The organism is Streptomyces sp. NPDC044002, assembly GCF_056434525.1.
Map to the genome: position 1 here is coordinate 125110 of NZ_JBWKEZ010000005.1, position 17631 is coordinate 142740.

Sequence of the window (17631 nt, forward strand, 5' to 3'; positions counted from 1 at the left end):
GGAAGGGACCTCGTGCCTTTCGTCGGGGGAACTCCCCGACCCTGGAGGGATCTTGCGGCCGTTCCGTCAGGCCGACGGCGGGCCGGTCGTAGGCTCGTCCGCGTGGAAGAGACGACAGCGAGCGGCCGGCCGGTCCGGGTCCTGGTGGCCGACGACGAGGCGATGGTGCGGGCCGGCGTACGCGCCATCCTGGCCCGGGACCCGCACGTCGAGGTGGTCGCGGAGGCGGGCGACGGGCACGAGGCCCTCGCGCTCGCCGGCCGCCACCGGCCGGACGTGGTCCTGCTGGACATCCAGATGCCCGGCCTGGACGGCCTGACGGCGGTGGGGCGGTTCCGCCGGGAGCTGCCGGCGGTCGGGGTGATCATGCTGACGACCTTCGGCCAGGACGACCACATCGCCCGGGCGCTGGAGGAGGGCGCGGACGGCTTCCTGCTGAAGGCGGACGACCCGAGGGAACTGCTGGGCGGCGTAAGGGCGGTGGGCGCCGGCGGGGCGTACCTGTCGCCGCGGGTCGCCGGACGGGTCATCGCCGGGATGCGCGCCCACCGGTCGGCTCACCCGCACCGCTCCCTGGACCGGCTGACGGAGCGGGAGCGCGACGTGCTGGCCGGTCTCGGCGCCGGGCTGTCCAACGCGGAGATCGCGGGCCGGCTCCACCTGGTCGAGGGCACGGTGAAGGCGCACGTCAGCGCCGTGCTGGCGAAGCTGGGCGCGCGCAACCGGGTGGAGGCGGCCATCGCCGCGCACGAGTCCGGCCTGATCCCGCCGCGCGGCGCCTGACCGCCCGACCGACCGCCCGACCGACCGACCGGGCCGGATCGGCCCGGACCGGACCGGCCCTCAGATGAGGATCGTGGTCGTCGTCACCACCGTGACCGCGGTCATCGCCGCCTGCGTGTCGCGGATCGCGGTGCGGACGCTCTCGGCCGCCCACTGTCCGTCGGCTATCTCCGCCATCCGCGCTTCCACCTCCTTGCGAGGGCCCTCGGGGAAGGCCAGGCCGTGCAGTTTCGCGGAGTGGATCAGCGCGATGAGGCCGGCCGTCCGGGTGTCCGGTTCCGTGCCGTCCAGCACGACGGCGGCGAGGCGGGCGCGCAGCTCGCGTTCGACCGTGCCGTCCGCTTCCGGGTAGCGGCGCACCGGGAACATCCCGAGCACCTTGCGCTTCTCCTCCACGACCACCCCGCGCTCGCAGAGCCGCTCCACGGCCGCGGTGACGGCCCTGGGCTGGTCCCTCGTCAGCCAGTCAGCCGCCCGGTGCCGGCCGCGTCCCCGCAGCCAGGCCGCGATCAGCTCCGCGCGGCCGTCGAGCAGCGGCTCCCCGGTCGGGCTCGGGTCCGTGACGACGACTGCGTCGCCGTTGACGGAGACCCGTTCGGCCAGGACCAGTTCGAGCAGGAACCCCCCGGCGACGGCCCAGCCGGCCGCCTGCCGCTGCTGCGCCGAGCCGGACTCGTCGTCCAGCGAGAGCAGCACGATCTCCTCCGCCAGTGTGATCGCCATACCGCTACCCCCGCACGCTCCGTGATCGTCCTCTCGACAGGTGAGACGCCGGACGACCGACAGGAGTTCCCGAGCGGCGCCGGCCGGCGGCGGCGGGGTGGTCGCCGGCGGTCACCCAGCGGCGCCGACGGTCTCGGAACGGCCGTCGGCCACGGGGCCGTAAAGCGTCGTTGACCGCTCCGGCGGCCCGTCCTACGTTGCAGGCATCCCGCTTGCGACCTTGGAGGTCGACGTGACGGCCACCGGTTCCACTCCCCTCTCCTACCCCTTCAACACGGCCGAAGGACTCCGGCTCGCCGAGGAGTACGAGCGCGTCCGCGACCGGCCCGGCCTGTTACGCGTGCAGATGCCGTACGGCGAGGAGGCCTGGCTGGTCACCCGGTACGCGGACGCCCGCCTCGTGCTCGGTGACGCGCGGTTCAGCCGCGCGGCGGCGGCCGGCCGCGACGAGCCCCGGCAGTCCGAGGGCCGCGGCGCGTCCGGCATCCTCGGCATGGACCCGCCGGACCACACCCGGCTGCGGTCCCTGGTGGCCAAGGCGTTCACCGTCCGGCAGGTCGAGGGGCTCCGGCCCCAGGTGCGCGCGCTCACCGCGGCGCTGCTCGACGAGCTGGAGGCGGCCGGACCCCCGGTCGACCTCGTCGACCGCTTCGCACTGCCCATCCCGGTGGCCGTGATCTGCCGGCTGCTGGGCGTGCCGGTCGAGGACCGGCCGCGCTTTCGGGTGTGGAGCGACGCGGCGCTCTCGACCAGCTCGCTGACGGCGGAGGAGTTCGCCGCCAACCTCCAGGAACTGCGCGGCTACATGGCCGGACTGATCGAGCTGCACCGCCGGGAGCCGCGGGACGACCTGATGACGGCGCTCATCGAGGCCCGTGACGGCGGCGACGACCGGCTGTCCGAGCCGGAGCTCGTCGACCTGTGCGTCGGGGTCCTGGTCGCCGGGCACGAGACGACGGCCTCCCAGATCCCCAACTTCGTCCTCACCCTGCTGGACCACCCCGACCAGCTCGCGCTGCTGCGCCGCGACCCCGGCCTGATCGCGCAGGCCGTGGAGGAGCTCCTGCGGTTCGTACCGCTGGGCCGCGGGGCGAGCCAGGCCCGCTACGCCACCGAGGACGTCGAGGTCGGCGGCACCCTCGTCAGGGCCGGGGAGCCGGTGCTCGTCGCGACGGGCGCCGCGAACCGTGACGCGCTGCGCTTCACCGCCCCCGGGGTCCTCGACATCCGGCGCACCTCCAACCAGCACCTCGGCTTCGGCCACGGCGTCCACCACTGCCTGGGCGCCCAGCTGGCCCGCATGGAACTCCAGGAGGCGCTGGGGGCGCTGCTGGCTCGGTTCCCCGGGCTGAAGGTCGTCGGGGACGTCGTCTGGAAGTCCGAGATGCTGGTGCGCGGGGCGCGCGTCATGCCGGTCGGCTGGTGAGCGCCGCGTCCAGCTCCTGCGCCGAGCGCAGGCGGGCGGCACGGGCGAACAGCTCCCGGACGTCCTGGTGCTGCGCGTACGGGTAGCGGACGTTCCAGTGCGCGGCGACGTACTCCAGCAGGTCGAACCGTCCCGCGCGGGCGATCGTCGACGCGGCCACCAGGCTCTGCCGGACGTCGAGCTGGGTCATCGGCGGATCGACCCGGTCGGGCTTGCGCACCGCCATCAGGGCCTGCATCGCCAGGACGGGCTCGGGCGAGGTGTAGAGGTAGGGGTTCCGGGTCCATTCCGGCAGTTCGGTGCCGGAGTCGGGGGTCCAGCCGGCGAAGTCGGCGTACAGGGCGGGGAGCACCTGGACGGGCTGCTGCGCCGGGCCGAAGGGCCGTCCCGCGAGCACGGCGCTGATGCGTGCGGCGTTCTCCTCGCGGTCCCGGGCGAACTCCTCCCGCACGAGACGGGCGTTGAGCCAGGGGTCGTCCTGGGCGAGCAGCTCCGGTATCAGGACCTCCTCCCGCAGTCCGGCGTACGGCCGCGGGTACGGCGGGTCGGACGGCAGGGGCACCCGGGGGACGTCCAGCAGCGCGTCCCACACCTGCCGGTCCCGGCTGCGGGCCAGGGCGCGCAGCGTACCGGGGTCCCGGGTGGTACGGACGAGGACGAGGAGGGCCGGCACGTCGAGGCGGCTCACCACGGCGTCGGCCAGCCCGGCGGGGGCGAGTCCGAGGAGGGCGGCCGCCGCGCCCTGGAGGAGGCGCGCGGGGCCTGGCTCGGCGGGCGGCTGCGCGTCGGCCGCACCGGCCGCGCCCGCCGCACCCGCTGCACCGGCCGCGCCCGCCGCGCCGAGCAGTTCGGGCAGCGTGCCGTCGAAGCCGGCGGCCAGCAGCCGTACGGCGTGCGCCCAGGGGCCGGGCGCGGCTCCCAGCCGGTCGCGGACCAGTCCGGCGGCCTCTTCCCGGCCGGGGCCGACGAGGAAGTCGGCGGCGGGCACGACGTCGAGCGGGCTGCCGTCGTCCCCGAGCCGGGCGGCGGTGCGCAGGAGTCGCGGCAGGGGGCCCGCGAAGTACGGGGTGAGGCGGCGCAGTCCGAGCCACATCCGTGCCTCGGCCGCCGGGGTGCCGATGCCCTCCTGCGCGAGGAACCCGGCGACGGCGCGGGCGATCGTGTCCTGGGGAACGCCGTGGAGCAGGCCGTGGACGGGGTGCGCGTGGCGCAGGACGTCCTCGGTGGTCACCGCGGGCTCCCAGCCGGGCGCGGGGCGGGCGGCGGACACGACCGCCGTGCCGCAGTACCAGCGCTCCCCCGGGACACCGGTGTTCGTACGGGTCAGCGTGGTGACGGCGGTGTCCCGGTCGGCGTACAGCCGCAGCAGGTCGAGGCCGCCGGGCAGGGGGTGGGCGAGGGCGGCCACGACGTCGGGCGGGCAGTCGGCTCGGGCCAGCAGGACCCCGTGGCGTTCGCGGGTCCGCTGCCGGTGGTGGCGTGCCCCGGGGTCGGCGAGGCGGCTGCGGACGAGGTCCCAGTCCACCCGGTACCAGCGGTCGCCGGTGACAGCCCGGCTCGCGGCTGCGAGTTCGGCCTGGTCGTAGCACCCGAGCGCGCGGGAGTCGACGGCCGCCGGCAGGCGCAGGCCCCACACGGCGAGCGCCTCGTCCAGGTGGGCGTCGGCGTCCTCCCGGAGCACCGACGCGGCGTCGTGCAGGGGCTGTACGGAACCGCCGGCCCGTGCCGCGCCGAAGGCTTCGCGTACGCGCGGGTCGCGGATGCCGGGGGCTTTGGAGGCCCGTTCGAGGAGCGTGCGCAGTCCTTCGGAGCGGCCCGAGCCCCACAGTCGTATCGCCGCGACCAACTGCTGGTAGGGCGTGAGCAGTTCCCCGTCGCTGCCGAGGGAGGCGTGCAGGGCGTGGGCGGCGAGGGCCGGTTCGCGGGAGTCGTAGCAGATCCGCAGCAGGTCCGGCTCCCAGGGGGCGTGGGCGCCGTCGATCAGGGCGTGGACGGCCGGGGTGCGCGGGAGCGGGTCGGCGGCGCCGGCCCCGAACGGGCGGCCTTCCAGGAGGGCCAGCCGGGTGGAGGGGGCCAGTCGGTACCTGCGGTGGGGCAGCCCGCCGTCGAGGCCGGTGAGCAGCCATTCGTTGACTTCCGGGTCGTCCTGCGTCAGGAAGAGGCGTTCGAACACCGCGTCCTTGTCGTCCCAGCGCCCCCTCCCCTCGTACATCGATCCGAGGAGCCGCTGCCAGACCGTGCGGTCGCGGGTGTCGACCAGGGCCTGCGCGAGGGGTGACCCGGGCATGCCGCGGAACGCGAACGCGCGCAGGTGCCCTTCCGCCAGTCGCCGGAGCAGGGGGAGCCGTACGGCCTCGGGCGCGATCGGGATCATCCAGCTCACGGGCGTGCTCGGTTCGATGGGGCGGTTCGGGTCCCGGCCGGCCGTCTCGTGGCGCGCGGCTGCGTCGAGCAGAGCCTCCATGTCGCCCTTGAAACCTGACGCGAGCAGCTCGAACGCGCTCTGCCAGGCCTGTTCGTCGTCGCCCAGCCGGGTCCGGAACCGCCGCTGGACCTCGGGCAGCGGACCGGACGTCCAGGTGTCGCGCGCGAAGTCACCGGCGCGCGGGGCACTCCACTGCTTCTCGACGGCCTCGGCCGCCTCCGCCTCCACCTCCGCTTCCGACCGCTCCTGCGGCGGGAGGGCCGAGGCGACCAGGGCCGCGGCCTCGGCTCCGGCGTGCGCGAACAGGCGGCGGAACGTGCTGTCGGACCCTGGGACTTCTGGCGTGCTCATATCACCCCACGCTACCCGCCCGCCGATCGGCCGCGTGAGCGTGGTGGCGGGGGTCGCCGGGAGCGGGCGGAACGCGTGACGACGACGGGTTCGCGCGCCGCGCCAAGGCGCACGGCGGGGCCTCGAAACCTAGTAATCTCCGCGAAATGACGGCACTTTCGCACCACGGCAGCAGCCACGTCGAGCAGCCCGGCCGGGACGGCCCGACCGCCACCACCGAGGCCGATCCCCGCGCCCTCGGCCCGGTCCGCACCGAGTACGCCCCCGACCCGGACGGGGATCCGGACCCGGGTGAGATCGTGTGGACCTTCGTCCCGTTCGAGGAGAACGACGGGCGGGGCAAGGACCGCCCGGTGCTCGTGGTGGCGCGGGAGGCGGGCGGGGCCACGCTGCTCGCCGTCCAGCTCTCCAGCAAGCGGCACGACCGCGACCGGGAGTGGGTGGCGATCGGCTCGGGTCCCTGGGACGGCGCGGGCCGGGAGTCCTGGGTGGACCTGGACCGGGTGCTGCGGGTCCACGAGGCGGGCATGCGCCGCGAGGCCTGTGCGCTGGACCTGCCCCGATTCCGCCTGGTGGTGGACCGGCTGCGCGACCTGTACGGCTGGCAGTAGTCCCTCAGCCGGCCCCGGCGAGCATCCGGTGCGCCGCCGCCCGGAGGTGGGCGAGGACCGCCGGGTCGGCATCGAGGGTGTAGTCCGCGCCCAGGCCCGCCAGGGTCGCGGCGATGCGGGGCAGGAAGTCGTCCGAGGCGTCGACGCGGCAGGTGGCGGCGGTGACCGGGCGGACGCGGGTGCCCAGGTGGCGCAGGGTGTCCGCCGGGGCGTCGACGGCCGCGACGGCCCGGTACCGCGTCGGGGCGGCCTTCAGGCGCTCGGCGGCGAACGCGGCCGGGTCGCCGCCGGGGACCTCTCGCGCCGGGACGCGCCGCCCGGTGGCGGTGGGGTCGGTGATGCGGTCGAGGCGGAAGAGGCGCCAGTCGTCCTTGGCGGTGTCGTGGGCGATGAGGTACCAGAGGCCGCCGGAGGCGACCAGGTGGCAGGGCTCGGCCCTGCGGTGCGCGGCCGGCCCCTGGCGGGTGGTGTAGGTGAAGGTGAGCACCTCGTGGTCGCGGCAGGCGACGGCGAGGGTGGTCAGCAGGGCCGGGTCGACCCGGGGCCCGCGGTCCTCCCAGGTGATGCCGGACAGGGTGGACTGGAGCGCGCCGACCCGGCCGCGCAGGCGGCGCGGGAGGACCTGTTCCAGCTTGGCCAGTGCCCGCAGGGCGGTCTCCTCCATGCCGGTGAGGCTGCCCGCGGCGGTGCGCAGGGCGACCGTGACCGCGACGGCCTCCTCGTCGTCCAGGAGCAGCGGAGGCAGGTCGGTTCCAGCTGCCAGGCGGTAGCCGCCGGCGTGGCCGCGGGTGCCGTCGACGGGGTAGCCCAGCTGCCGCAGCCGGTCGATGTCGCGGCGGACGGTGCGGACGGTGACCTCCAGCCGGTCCGCCAGGTCGGTGCCGGGCCATTCCCGCCGGGTCTGCAGCAGGGACAGCAGCCGGAGCATCCGTACGGTCATGTCACTCGTCATACGTTCCACTGTGCCCGGGTCAAAGGACACGGGCTGTCCTGAAGTCCTCCTACCTTGGACCTGTCCAAACGGAACGAAACAGGAGGAACCCTATGAAGATCGCCGTTCTCGGTACCGGCGGCGGCGCCCGCGCCCACACCGCCAGGCTGCTGGAGCTCGGGCACGAGGTGTACGTCGGCACCCGCGACGTCGAGGCCACCATGGCCCGCACCGAGCCCGACATGATGGGCAACGCGCCCTACCCGGCCTTCCTCGCCGAGCACCCCGGTGTCACCCTGCTGACCTTCGGCGGGGCCGCGGCCGCCGCCGACGACCTCGTCGTCAACGGCATCGACGGGCACAACGCCGTCGCCGCGCTGTCCGCGATCGCGGACGACCTGGCGGGCAAGACCCTGGTCGACTACGCCGTGCCGTACGTGTACGGGCACGAGAGCGAGCACCCGTGGCCCACGCCGTGGGGCGTGATGCCGAAGTTCGACCCGTGCGACACCGACAGCCTCGGCGAGCAGATCCAGCGGGCCCTGCCGCGCACGAAGGTCGTCAAGTCCTTCGTCACCCAGGAGCAGGAGACCGTGGCCCGTCCGGGCGCCGTCAACGGCGGGGACCACACGATGTTCGTCGCCGGCGCGGACGCGGGCGCCAAGCAGCGGGTCACCGAGCTGCTGAGGGAGTACGGCTGGAGCGACGTCCTCGACCTCGGCCCGCTCGTGTCCGCGCGCGGCATGGAGATGTACGCCCACCTGCACAGCGCGATCGGCTTCGCCCTCGGCTTCGGGACCCCCTTCGGGATCAAGGTCGTACGCTGACCCGCGCGCCCGGGGCCGGCATACCCGGGGCCCGCACGCCCGGGGCCCGCACGCCGGGCCGCGCCGGTCAGCGGCCGGCGAAGGCCGCGGCGAAGGTCTCGCGGGTGCGGGGGTCGCGGTCCAGGATCCCGAACGCGACCCGCTCGAAGGTCCCCTCGAAGCGGCCGGTCAGGGCCGCCCGGAAGGCCTCCGCCACCTGCGCCGGGTCGTTGCGGAACACCCCGCACCCCCACGCGCCCAGCACCAGCCGCCGGTATCCGTGCACTGCGGCCACCTCCAGGACCAGCCCAGCGCGCCGGGCCAGGGCGGCCGGGATCTCGTGCGCGCGCTCCGGCTCCTGGCGGCGGATGGTGCCGGCGTTCGGGGCCGGGGAGGTGAGGAAGCCGGCCCGGAACGGGGTGTCCAGCAGTTCGCCCCGGTCGTCGCGGAACACCGGCACCCCGGGAGAGTGAATCACCCGGTCGGTGTAGAAGGTGCTCTTTCCCGCACGGTGGACCTCGTAGTACTCCGGGGCCTCCAGCAGGGTCTCGTACAGGGCCGAGGCGCGGCACAGCGCCTCCTCCTGGGCCTTGGCCCCGCGGACGTACCCGCCCCCGGGATTGCGGGCCGATGCGAAGTTCAGGACCGCCACACCGCCCTCCCCCGCGAGGCGGCGGGCGGCGACCGTGCTGCTCTCCCCGGTGACTTCGAAGACCGTCGCACGGCCTCCCCCGACGGGCTCTTCGCCCGGTATGACCGGATTCGGCCCGTATATCCTGGTTCCGGCCTTGGCTTCCGCCAGGTCGGCGGCGAGGGAGACCCGCCGCCCCGACCGCGTCCGGTACTCCCCGGACGCCGCGATCAGTGCGTTCTCCCGCGCGATCTCGCGCAATCTGCTGCTCACGCCGGAATCCTCGGCCCCCGGGACCCGGGAAGGCAAAGGAATTAGCGCTCCGATGAGGGGTAGGGCACGGGTGACATCACGGCCGACGACAGGAGACGAGGTTCCGGTCATGCCCGAGGACTCGCCCGCTCCATTCGCCCTGAACTCCGAACAGACCCCCCTGACCGAAGCGGCCGCCGAGGAGCTCGTCCACGGCATCTGCTTCAAGACCGGACCGCCCCGCCTCCTCGGCGCCGAGCTCGAATGGCTCGTCCTGGACGCCGAGCGGCCCTGGCTGCCGCTGCCCCCCGAGAGGCTGACCGCCGCCCACGCGGCCGCCCGCGCACTGCCCCTGAACTCCCGGCTCACCGTCGAGCCCGGCGGCCAGCTGGAACTCAGCTCGGCCCCCGCCGACTCCCTCACCGCCTGCCTGGACGGCCTGCGGGCCGACCTCACCGCGGTCCGCGGCGCCCTGCACGGCCAGGGCCTCGTCCTGCGGGGCCTCGGCCAGGACCCCCGGACACCGCTCGACCGGCTGCTGGCCAGCCCGCGTTACGACGCGATGGAGACCTACTTCGACCGGACCGGCCCCGCCGGGCGCGCCATGATGCGCTCCTCCGCCTCCGTGCAGGTCTGCGTGGACGCCGGCCACGAGGAGCCCGGCCCGCTCGGGCACGACCGGCGCTGGCACCTCGCCCACCTGCTGGGCGCCGTCCTGGTCGCCGTCTTCGCCAACTCCCCCGGCCGCCGCGACGGCCCCTACCGGGGCTGGCGGTGCGCCCGGCAGGGCATCTGGAGCGACATCGACCCGCGGCGCGCGCTCGCCCCGCCCCTGGCGGCCGAGCCCCGGGCCGGCTGGGTCCGGCACGCGCTGGACACCGAGGTGATGTGCGTACGCGCGCCCGGAGACGGCCCCTGGACGGTGCCGAGCGGGCTGAGCTTCCGCGACTGGCTGCGCACGGGGCCGCGTACGGGCGCCGGACGGCGGCCCACCGCCGAGGACCTCGAATACCACCTCACCACCCTCTTCCCGCCGGTCCGGCCGCGCGGCCACCTGGAGCTGCGCATGATCGACGCGCAGCCGGGCGAGGACGGCTGGCTGGTCCCGGTCGCGCTCGTGCACGCGCTCTTCGACGACCCCGGGGCCGCCGAGACCGCCTGCCGGGCGGTGAAGGCGCTGGCCGACGCGTACGGCTCCCAGTGCGCGCCGCGCAACCCGCTGTGGCGGACCGCCGCCCGGTCGGGGCTCGCCGATCCGGAGCTGCGCACGGCCGCCGCCGTGTGCTTCCGGGCCGCGGCCGAGGCGCTGCCCCGGCTCGGGGCGGGCAGGGAGGTCCAGGACGCGGTGGGCGCCTTCGCGGAGCGCTACGTGCGGCGCGGGCGCTGCCCGGCCGACGACGCCGAGGCCGAGGCCGGAGCAGGGGGCGGAGCCGGATCCGGGGCCGCGGGCAGAACCGTCAAGGCCCACGCCACCGCCCACGCCACCGCCACCGCCGGAGCCGGCGCGGGGGAACACCGGCGCCGGCCGACCGCCGCGAAGGGACCCCGCCAGTGACCGCCGAGACCCGCCCCGGAATCCACTCCGGGATCCACCCCGAGCTGCTGCGCGAGCGCGCCGCCGCCGCCCTGACCGCCGCCCGGGCCCGTACCGCGGCACTGACCGACGCGGTCAGCGACCGGGACCTGACCGCGCAGCACTCCCCCCTGATGTCCCCGCTGGTCTGGGACCTGGCGCACATCGGGAACCAGGAGGAGCTGTGGCTGCTGGGCCGGGTGGCCGGCCGGGAGTCCATGCACCCGGAGATCAACTCCCTGTACGACGCCTTCGAGCACCCCCGCTCCGAACGGCCGAAGCTGCCCCTGCTGGGCCCGGAGGCCGCCCGCCGGTACGCGGCGGAGGTGCGCGGCCGCGTCTTCGCGCTGCTGGAGCGGACTCCACTGGAGGGCACGGCGCTGCTCGACGAGGGCTTCGTGTTCGGGATGATCGCCCAACACGAGCAGCAGCACGACGAGACGATGCTGATCACCCATCAACTGCGGTCCGGCGCGCCGGTGCTGGCCGCCCCGGACCCGGACCCGCCGCAGGGCCCGCCGCCACCGGCGGCCGAAGTCCTCGTCCCGGCGGGCCCGTTCACCATGGGCACCTCCACCGAGCCCTGGGCGCTGGACAACGAACGGCCCGCACACGTGCGGGAGGTGGCCTCCTTCCGGATCGACACGGTCCCGGTGACCAACGCCGCCTACCAGGCCTTCATCGCAGACGGCGGCTACCGGGAGCCCCGCTGGTGGGCCCCCGAGGGCTGGGAGCAGATCCGGGCGCACGACATCGGGGCCCCGCTGTTCTGGCACCGCGAGGGCGGCCAGTGGCTGCGCCGCCGCTTCGGGGTGACCGAGCCCGTACCCGGTGAAGAACCGGTTCTGCACGTCAGCTGGTACGAGGCCGACGCGTACGCCCGCTGGGCGGGCCGCCGGCTGCCCACCGAGGCGGAGTGGGAGAAGGCCGCCCGCCACGACCCGGCCTCCGGCCGCTCCCGCCGCTACCCCTGGGGCGACGCCGACCCCACCCCCGCCCACGCCAACCTGGGCCAGCGCCACCTGCGCCCCTCCGCGGCGGGCGGCTACCCGGCCGGGGCCTCCCCGCTGGGGGTGCGCCAGCTGATCGGCGACGTGTGGGAGTGGACGGCCTCGGACTTCCTGCCCTACCCGGGCTTCCGCGCCTTCCCCTACCGGGAGTACTCGGAGGTGTTCTTCGGCCCGGCGCACAAGGTGCTGCGCGGCGGCTCCTTCGCCGTGGACCCGGTGGCCTGCCGGGGCACCTTCCGCAACTGGGACCTGCCCGTGCGGCGGCAGATCTTCTCCGGCTTCCGCACCGCGAGGGACGCCTGATGTGCCGCCACCTCGCCTACCTGGGGCCGGCCGTGGCGCTGGAGCGGCTGCTGAGCGAGCCCGGGCACGCCCTGGTCCGCCAGTCCTGGCAGCCGCGCCGCCAGCGGTTCGGCACCGTCAACGCGGACGGCTTCGGCGTCGGCTGGTACGCCGAGGGCGACCCGGTCCCGGCCCGCTACCGGCGCGCCGGGCCCGTCTGGGGCGACCTCACCTTCGCCGACCTCGCCCGCGTGGTGCGCAGCGGCGCGTTCCTGGCCGCCGTGCGGGACGCCACGCTGCCGGGCGCGGACGGGGAGGCCGCCGCGGCGCCCTTCGCCTCGGGGCCGTGGCTGTTCAGCCACAACGGGGCCGTGCGGGACTGGCCCGACGCGGCGGGTCCGCTGGCCGCCGCCCTGCCGCCGCGGGAGCTGCTCCAGCTGGCGGCGCGCACGGATTCGGCGCTGGTCTGGGCGCTGGTGCTGCGCCGGCTGCGGGAGGGCGACGACATCGGCACCGCCCTGGCGGAGCCGGTCCGCGAGCTGTCCACGGCGGCCCCGGGCTCCCGGCTGAACCTGCTGCTGACCGACGGCGCCACGATCGCGGCGACCGCCTGGGGCGACTCCCTCTGGTACCTGGCCGAACCGGCGGCGGGGCGCGTGGTCGTGGCGTCCGAGCCGTATGACGACGACGCCCGCTGGTGCGAGGTGCCCGACCGGACCCTGCTGACCGCCACCCGCACGCGGGTCGCCCTGACCCCCCTCAAGGAGACCTCCCCGTGAGCGATTTCCAGTTGACCCGGACCCTGGACGAGCACGCCGCCGACAAGGCGCTGCGCGCCGACGTCCAGGGCGGCCTGACCCGCTTCCCCAAGGAGCTGCCGCCGAAGTGGTTCTACGACACCCGGGGCAGTGAGCTCTTCGAGGAGATCACCCGGTTGCCGGAGTACTACCCGACCCGCGCCGAGCGGGAGATCCTGCTGGAGCGGGCCGGGGAGATCGCCGCGGTGAGCGGGTCGCGCACCCTGGTGGAGCTGGGCTCCGGCTCCTCGGAGAAGACCCGGCACCTGATCGAGGCGATGCCCGCGCTGCGGACCTACGTCCCGGTGGACGTGAGCGAGAGCGCCCTCACCGGCGCGGGCGAGCTGCTCCTGGCGCAGCATCCGGGCCTGCGGGTGCACGCCCTGCTGGCCGACTTCACGAAGCCGCTGCACCTGCCGGACTCGGAGGGGCCCCGGCTGGTGGTGTTCCTGGGCGGCACGATCGGCAACCTGCTGCCGCCGGAACGGGCGCTGTTCCTGGCGTCCGTACGGGCGATGCTGTCGCCCGGGGACGCGCTGCTGCTCGGCACCGACCTGGTGAAGGACGAGGCCGTGCTGGTGGCCGCGTACGACGACGCGCGGGGGGTGACCGCCGAGTTCAACAAGAACGTGCTGGCGGTCATCGACCGCGAGCTGGGCGCGGACTTCCACACCGCCGACTTCGACCACGTGGCGGTGTGGAACCGGGAGCACGAGTGGATCGAGATGCGCCTGCGGGCCCGGCAGGCGGTGACGGTCAAGGTCCGGGCGCTGGACCTGCTGGTGCCGTTCGAGGCGGGCGAGGACATCCTGACGGAGGTCTCCGCGAAGTTCCGTCAGGACGGGGTGCGCAAGGAGCTGGCGGAAGCGGGCCTCGAACTGACGCACTGGTGGACGGACGCGGCGGGCCGCTTCGCGCTGTCCCTGTCGGTGGCCGAGGGCTGATCCGGCTCCCCGCCGGGCCGCTGCTGCGCGGGTATGCCCGTCAGCAGCGGCAGCTCCCGCCCGGTGGTGCCGAGTACGGCCTCCCGCGCGGCCGCCGCCAGTGCGCGGCGGTCGGCGTGGCGGCCCACCGGGATGCGGGGCAGCAGCCGTACCTCCGCCCGTACCCCGCGCGCGCGGGCGATCCGCCACAGGGAGGCGGTCAGCGGGTCGTCCCCGACGAAGGCGGGCGCTCCGGCGAGCGATCCGTCCGCCAGCCGGTACGCGATCCGCAGGGGCTGTACGGGTACCCGTGCGTCCAGCGCCGACTGGAACGCGGCCCGCCGGAAGGGCCCCTGGGCGCGCCCGCACCAGGTGGAGCCCTCGGGGAAGACGGTGACCCGGTCGCCGGCCCGCATCGCCCCGGCGAGGGCCGCGACCGTGCGGGGCAGGGCCCGGATCCGGTCGCGTTCGATGAACAGGGTGCCCGCCCGGGCGGCGAGCGGGCCGAGCACCGGCCAGGCGCCGATCTCGCTCTTGGCCAGCATCCGGCCGGGCAGGACGGCGGCGACGAGCGGTACGTCCAGCCAGGAGATGTGGTTGGCGACGATCAGGCTGCCCCCGCCCGGCCCCGGGGTGCCGTGCACGGTGATCCGTATCCCCATCGACCGTACGAGCGCGGCGGACCAGGCCCGGACCAGGGCGTGCCGGGGCCGGGCGGGGAGCAGCCGGACCGGAGGGGCGGCCGGGACGGCGAGCAGGACCAGGGCGAGGGCGAGGGCGAGCCGCAGCACCGCCCGGACCGCACCCGCGGGCCTCCCCGGCTGGTACGCGCAGGCCCCGGGGGTACAGGGCGAGGTGGGCAGCCAGGTGTTCATGCGCCCGGGGCGAGCGAGAGGAAGTGGTTCAGGTAGCGCGGGTTGGTCCGGCGCAGGGAGAGCAGCACGTACAGGTCGGCGCAGCCGAACTCGGCGTCGAAGGCGGGTTCCCCGCAGACCCAGGCGCCGAGGCGGATGTAGCCGCGCAGCAGGGGAGGCAGCTCCGTGCGGCCGGGGACGGTGATCTGACCGGGGCTCCAGGGCAGGTGCGGGGTGACGCGGTACTCCTGCGGGGCGAGGTTGCGGGTGAGGACGGTCTCGCGCGTGGCGGCGGCCAGCACCCCGCCGTCGGCCAGCGGTATCGAGCAGCACCCGGCGAGCCAGTTGTGGCCGGTGCGCTCCATGTAGCGGGCCAGGCCGGCCCAGATCAGGGCGATGACGGCGCCGTTGCGGTGGTCGGGGTGGACGCAGGACCGGCCGACCTCGACCAGGTCGGGGCGGATCGGGCGAGGGCGGAGAGGTCGAACTCGCCCTCGGAGTAGAGGCGTCCGGCGACGGCGGCGCGCTCCGGCGGCAGCAGCCGGTAGGTGCCGACGACCTGCCCGGTCTCCTCGTCGAGGACGAGGAGGTGGTCGCAGTACGCGTCGAAGGCGTCGGCGTCCAGGCCGGGCTCGGGGCCGTCGAGGCGGGCGCCGAGCTCTCCGGCGAAGACCTGGTGGCGCAGCCGCTGGGCGGCGCGGACCTCGTCCTCGTCGCGGGCGAGGCGGACGGTGTAGCGGGGGGCGGCGGGGGCCGTGGGGGCGGCGGCCGGGGCTGGGTGTGCGAGGGGGGACGGGGACAGGGGGGCGATGGTCATGGCTGCTCCTGATCCGGGCACGGGGAGCCGGGTCCGCAGGTGGCGGGCCCGGCTCCTCTACTTCTTCCGTGACCGGCTGGATTCGACATGACCGACCGGCGGCCCCCGGATGTGCGGAGGCTGAACTCGGCGGTCGCCGTCCCCGGCGGGTTCCCCGGCCGCGGGGTCAGCGGTCGGGGGTCAGCGGTCGGGGGTCAGCGGTCGGGGGTCAGCGGTCGGAGTTGAGGACCCGGCTCATGGTGTCGGAGGCCGCCTTCGCCGCCTGGCGGGGGTCCTGGCCGCTGAGCACGGCCGTCATGTACGGCTTGATCGGGTTGGCGGCCTCGACCTCGGCCCAGCGCGCGGACTTCGGGGTGGCGCGCCCCTGGGCGGCGCCGGGGGCCATGGCGGCGGCGCCGTCGTTGCCCTCGACCACGCGGGCGAGGGTGGTCTTGTTGGGGACGTAGCTCATGGTGCGGGCGAGTTCGGTCTGCCACTTCTCGCTGACCAGGGCGGTGATCACGTCCACGGCGCGGGCCCGGTGGGCGGTCTTCTCGGGGATGATCAGGTCGGATCCGCCGGTGAAGACGGCGCCGGCCTTGTCGGCGGTCTTGCCGGGGATGGGGAAGAAGCCGAGCTTGCCCTTGAGGGCCGGGTTGGCGGCCTCGATCTGGGCGACCTGGCCGGGGGTGGCGATGATCTGGGCGACCTGCCCGCGGGCGAAGACCTCGGACTGCGGGGGCGTCTCCTCGTCGCCGCCCTTGGGCCCGTCGCCGAGGGCCTGGAGCTGCTTGTAGAAGTCCATTCCGGCGAGGGCCTTCTCGTCGTCGAGGGAGCCGACCCACTGGCCGCTGGTCTCGACGGCGAGCTCGCCGCCCTCGTCCCAGACGAACCCGGCGAGGACGTACCAGTTCTGGCCGGGCAGGTAGATGCCCTGCTGGTCGCCCTTGTCGAGCTTCTGGGTGGCGGCGATCCAGTCCTGGCGGTTCCTGGGCGGGGTCTTGATCCCGGCGGCCGCGAAGAGGTCCTTGTTGTAGATGACCACCCGGTTGGCGGCGTACCAGGGGACGCCGTACTGGGCCCCGTTGACGCTTCCCGGGTCGGAGAGGCCCTTGAGCCAGTCCTTGCTGCCCCATTCGCGCAGGCCTTCGAGGGTGACCTCGGAGACGCCGCCGGTCTCGACGTACTGGGCGACCTGGGTGTTGCCGACCTCGATGACGTCGGCGCGGTCCTTGGACTTGCCGCCGAGGACGGCGTTGACCTTGTCGCCGATCCCCTTCCACTCCTGGATCTTCACTTCCAGGTCGACGCCGGGGTGCTGCTTCTCGAAGTCTGCGGTGAACTTCGCGATGAAGTCCTCGGAGGCGCTGCCCTTCATCAGCCACAGGGTCACCTTGTCGGAGCCTCCGTCGGATCCCGCCGACTGGCCGCAACCGGTCAGGGCGGTCGCGGCCGCGAGGGCCGTGCACACGGCGAGGAAGCGCATCTTCACGAGGGGTCACCTTCTGGGGATGGATCTCAGATGGCTTGAAATTGGCATAGACCAATGGAGGGGTCAACCCCCTTTCGCCCGGGATTGTTCACGCATAGTTCGCGGACCGGGGCTTACTGGGGCACCGTGGAACAAGGCAACAGCGACGACTGGCGGGAGACCCCCATGTCCAACCACACCTACCGGGTGACCGAGATCGTCGGCACCTCCACCGAGGGCATCGATCAGGCCATCCGGAACGGGATCACGCGCGCGGGGCAGACCCTGCGCAACCTGGACTGGTTCGAGGTCACGCAGGTGCGCGGACACATCGAGAACGGGCAGGTGGCGCACTACCAGGTCGGACTGAAGGTGGGCTTCCGCCTCGACGGCGAGGACTGAGGACCGAGGGCCCGGGCCGCCGCGGACGGGCCACGGGCCGTCAGGTGCGGCCCTCGCCCTCCTGCGCCTGCTTCAGCTCCGGCGCGTCCGCCGCCCAGTCGGCCAGCAGCACCCGGAAGCCGGCCGCACGGGCGGCATCACAGACGAGTTCGTCGTCGTCGACCAGCACCCGCACCTCGCGCCCCCGGGCGATGCGCCGGAGCACCTCCAGCTTCGTCACCCGGGCCGGGCGCCGGTCCTGGTTGCCGCGCATCCACACCCGGCCCTCCGGCAGCCCGTGCCGGGCCAGCCAGTCGGCGGTGTCGGCCCGGCACCGCTCGGGCCGCCCGGTCAGGTACACCACCTCGCAGTCGGCCGCGCTCTCCACCGCCAGCGCCACGCCCCGGGCGAGCGGCGGATCCGCCGGCGCCGCGCCGAAGAACCCCGCCCAGTCACGGGGGCGGCCCTCCAGGAAGTGCTGGCGGTGACCGGTGTCCGCGAGGGTGTTGTCGATGTCGAAGACGGCCAGTGGACGGCGGGAAGGCGTGTCTGTCATGTCCGCAGCCTAGGCGGCCGGTACGACACCCCCGACGGCAACGGCAACG

Annotated in this window: 16 protein-coding genes and 1 pseudogene; 9 read left to right on the forward strand and 8 right to left on the reverse strand. The window is 74.9% G+C overall.

All coding sequences use genetic code 11. The features are described 5' to 3' along the window. The first annotated feature begins 102 nt into the window (after positions 1–102). Positions 103–783 (forward strand): response regulator, encoded by a 681-nt coding sequence (locus AC07A6_RS05570; protein ID WP_386271997.1) that lies wholly within the window; start codon positions 103–105, stop codon positions 781–783. Positions 784–843: 60 nt separating this feature from the next. Here AC07A6_RS05570 and AC07A6_RS05575 read toward each other — a convergent pair whose 3' ends face one another. Next, the gene (locus tag AC07A6_RS05575) at positions 844–1506 is read right to left on the reverse strand and encodes a GOLPH3/VPS74 family protein (RefSeq protein WP_478776201.1); all 663 of its coding nucleotides are present in this window, start codon (positions 1504–1506) and stop codon (positions 844–846) included. A 232-nt stretch (positions 1507–1738) separates the two neighbouring features. On the opposite strand from AC07A6_RS05575, the gene AC07A6_RS05580 reads away from it, so the two are divergent. Continuing rightward, a complete protein-coding gene (locus AC07A6_RS05580; RefSeq protein ID WP_478776202.1) occupies positions 1739–2932 on the forward strand; it encodes a cytochrome P450 in 1194 nt (397 codons plus the stop codon). Here AC07A6_RS05580 and AC07A6_RS05585 read toward each other — a convergent pair. Continuing rightward, the gene (locus tag AC07A6_RS05585; RefSeq protein WP_478776203.1) at positions 2913–5708 is read right to left on the reverse strand and encodes a hypothetical protein; all 2796 of its coding nucleotides are present in this window, start codon (positions 5706–5708) and stop codon (positions 2913–2915) included. The two genes, AC07A6_RS05580 and AC07A6_RS05585, sit on opposite strands and share 20 nt — an antisense overlap. A gap of 146 nt (positions 5709–5854) precedes the next feature. Between AC07A6_RS05585 and AC07A6_RS05590 the strand changes: the two genes are divergently transcribed. Continuing rightward, positions 5855–6319, forward strand: a complete 465-nt coding sequence (locus AC07A6_RS05590) for a type II toxin-antitoxin system PemK/MazF family toxin (RefSeq protein ID WP_478776204.1) — start codon at positions 5855–5857, stop codon at positions 6317–6319. Positions 6320–6323: 4 nt separating this feature from the next. Here the strand turns inward: AC07A6_RS05590 and AC07A6_RS05595 are convergent, their stop codons facing one another. Then, positions 6324–7271, reverse strand: a complete 948-nt coding sequence (locus tag AC07A6_RS05595) for a helix-turn-helix transcriptional regulator (RefSeq protein WP_478776205.1) — start codon at positions 7269–7271, stop codon at positions 6324–6326. A gap of 92 nt (positions 7272–7363) precedes the next feature. Here AC07A6_RS05595 and AC07A6_RS05600 point away from each other — a divergent pair, with 92 nt between their 5' ends. Continuing rightward, a complete protein-coding gene (locus tag AC07A6_RS05600) occupies positions 7364–8077 on the forward strand; it encodes an NADPH-dependent F420 reductase (protein WP_362464912.1) in 714 nt (237 codons plus the stop codon). A gap of 67 nt (positions 8078–8144) precedes the next feature. Here AC07A6_RS05600 and AC07A6_RS05605 read toward each other — a convergent pair whose 3' ends face one another. Continuing rightward, positions 8145–8960: a TIGR02452 family protein gene (locus AC07A6_RS05605; RefSeq protein ID WP_478776206.1), complete on the reverse strand. Its 816-nt coding sequence runs from the start codon at positions 8958–8960 to the stop codon at positions 8145–8147. Between the two features lie 109 nt (positions 8961–9069). On the opposite strand from AC07A6_RS05605, the gene egtA reads away from it, so the two are divergent. Genes egtA through egtD form a run of 4 tightly spaced genes read left to right on the forward strand, consistent with a single transcriptional unit; the run spans position 9070 to position 13545 of the window. Then, a complete protein-coding gene (gene egtA / locus AC07A6_RS05610; protein WP_478776207.1) occupies positions 9070–10494 on the forward strand; it encodes an ergothioneine biosynthesis glutamate--cysteine ligase EgtA in 1425 nt (474 codons plus the stop codon). Further along, on the forward strand, positions 10491–11825 hold the full coding sequence (egtB, locus tag AC07A6_RS05615; RefSeq protein WP_478776208.1) for an ergothioneine biosynthesis protein EgtB: 1335 nt from the start codon (positions 10491–10493) through the stop codon (positions 11823–11825). The genes egtA and egtB overlap by 4 nt, the downstream gene beginning before the upstream one ends. Next, positions 11825–12583, forward strand: a complete 759-nt coding sequence (egtC, locus tag AC07A6_RS05620; RefSeq protein ID WP_478776209.1) for an ergothioneine biosynthesis protein EgtC — start codon at positions 11825–11827, stop codon at positions 12581–12583. The genes egtB and egtC overlap by 1 nt, the downstream gene beginning before the upstream one ends. Next, entirely contained in the window at positions 12580–13545 is a 966-nt protein-coding gene (egtD, locus tag AC07A6_RS05625; RefSeq protein ID WP_478776210.1) for an L-histidine N(alpha)-methyltransferase, read from the forward strand. The genes egtC and egtD overlap by 4 nt, the downstream gene beginning before the upstream one ends. Here egtD and AC07A6_RS05630 read toward each other — a convergent pair. The 3 genes and pseudogenes from AC07A6_RS05630 to AC07A6_RS05640 form a co-directional block, all read right to left on the reverse strand. Further along, complete coding sequence (locus AC07A6_RS05630; RefSeq protein ID WP_478776211.1) at positions 13437–14399, reverse strand: lysophospholipid acyltransferase family protein; 963 nt, start codon at positions 14397–14399, stop codon at positions 13437–13439. The genes egtD and AC07A6_RS05630 overlap by 109 nt on opposite strands. Then, positions 14396–15195 (reverse strand): annotated as a pseudogene (locus AC07A6_RS05635) (GNAT family N-acetyltransferase). Before AC07A6_RS05635 ends, AC07A6_RS05630 begins: the two are co-directional and overlap by 4 nt. 208 nt (positions 15196–15403) lie before the next feature. Then, on the reverse strand, positions 15404–16666 hold the full coding sequence (locus tag AC07A6_RS05640; protein WP_386271985.1) for an extracellular solute-binding protein: 1263 nt from the start codon (positions 16664–16666) through the stop codon (positions 15404–15406). A gap of 165 nt (positions 16667–16831) precedes the next feature. Between AC07A6_RS05640 and AC07A6_RS05645 the strand changes: the two genes are divergently transcribed. Continuing rightward, positions 16832–17047: a dodecin gene (locus AC07A6_RS05645; protein ID WP_362464935.1), complete on the forward strand. Its 216-nt coding sequence runs from the start codon at positions 16832–16834 to the stop codon at positions 17045–17047. 40 nt (positions 17048–17087) lie between these two features. Here AC07A6_RS05645 and AC07A6_RS05650 read toward each other — a convergent pair whose 3' ends face one another. Beyond that, positions 17088–17582: a phosphatase domain-containing protein gene (locus AC07A6_RS05650; RefSeq protein ID WP_362464938.1), complete on the reverse strand. Its 495-nt coding sequence runs from the start codon at positions 17580–17582 to the stop codon at positions 17088–17090. Positions 17583–17631 lie beyond the last annotated feature (49 nt).

Coding starts and splice junctions, on each gene's coding strand:
- AC07A6_RS05575 (WP_478776201.1), bottom strand. CDS start 1,506: ATGGCGATCACACTGGCGGAGGAGATCGTGCTGCTCTCGCTGGACGAC.
- AC07A6_RS05585 (WP_478776203.1), bottom strand. CDS start 5,708: ATGAGCACGCCAGAAGTCCCAGGGTCCGACAGCACGTTCCGCCGCCTG.
- AC07A6_RS05590 (WP_478776204.1), top strand. CDS start 5,855: ATGACGGCACTTTCGCACCACGGCAGCAGCCACGTCGAGCAGCCCGGC.
- AC07A6_RS05595 (WP_478776205.1), bottom strand. CDS start 7,271: ATGACGAGTGACATGACCGTACGGATGCTCCGGCTGCTGTCCCTGCTG.
- AC07A6_RS05600 (WP_362464912.1), top strand. CDS start 7,364: ATGAAGATCGCCGTTCTCGGTACCGGCGGCGGCGCCCGCGCCCACACC.
- egtA (WP_478776207.1), top strand. CDS start 9,070: ATGCCCGAGGACTCGCCCGCTCCATTCGCCCTGAACTCCGAACAGACC.
- egtC (WP_478776209.1), top strand. CDS start 11,825: ATGTGCCGCCACCTCGCCTACCTGGGGCCGGCCGTGGCGCTGGAGCGG.
- AC07A6_RS05630 (WP_478776211.1), bottom strand. CDS start 14,399: ATGAACACCTGGCTGCCCACCTCGCCCTGTACCCCCGGGGCCTGCGCG.
- AC07A6_RS05645 (WP_362464935.1), top strand. CDS start 16,832: ATGTCCAACCACACCTACCGGGTGACCGAGATCGTCGGCACCTCCACC.
- AC07A6_RS05650 (WP_362464938.1), bottom strand. CDS start 17,582: ATGACAGACACGCCTTCCCGCCGTCCACTGGCCGTCTTCGACATCGAC.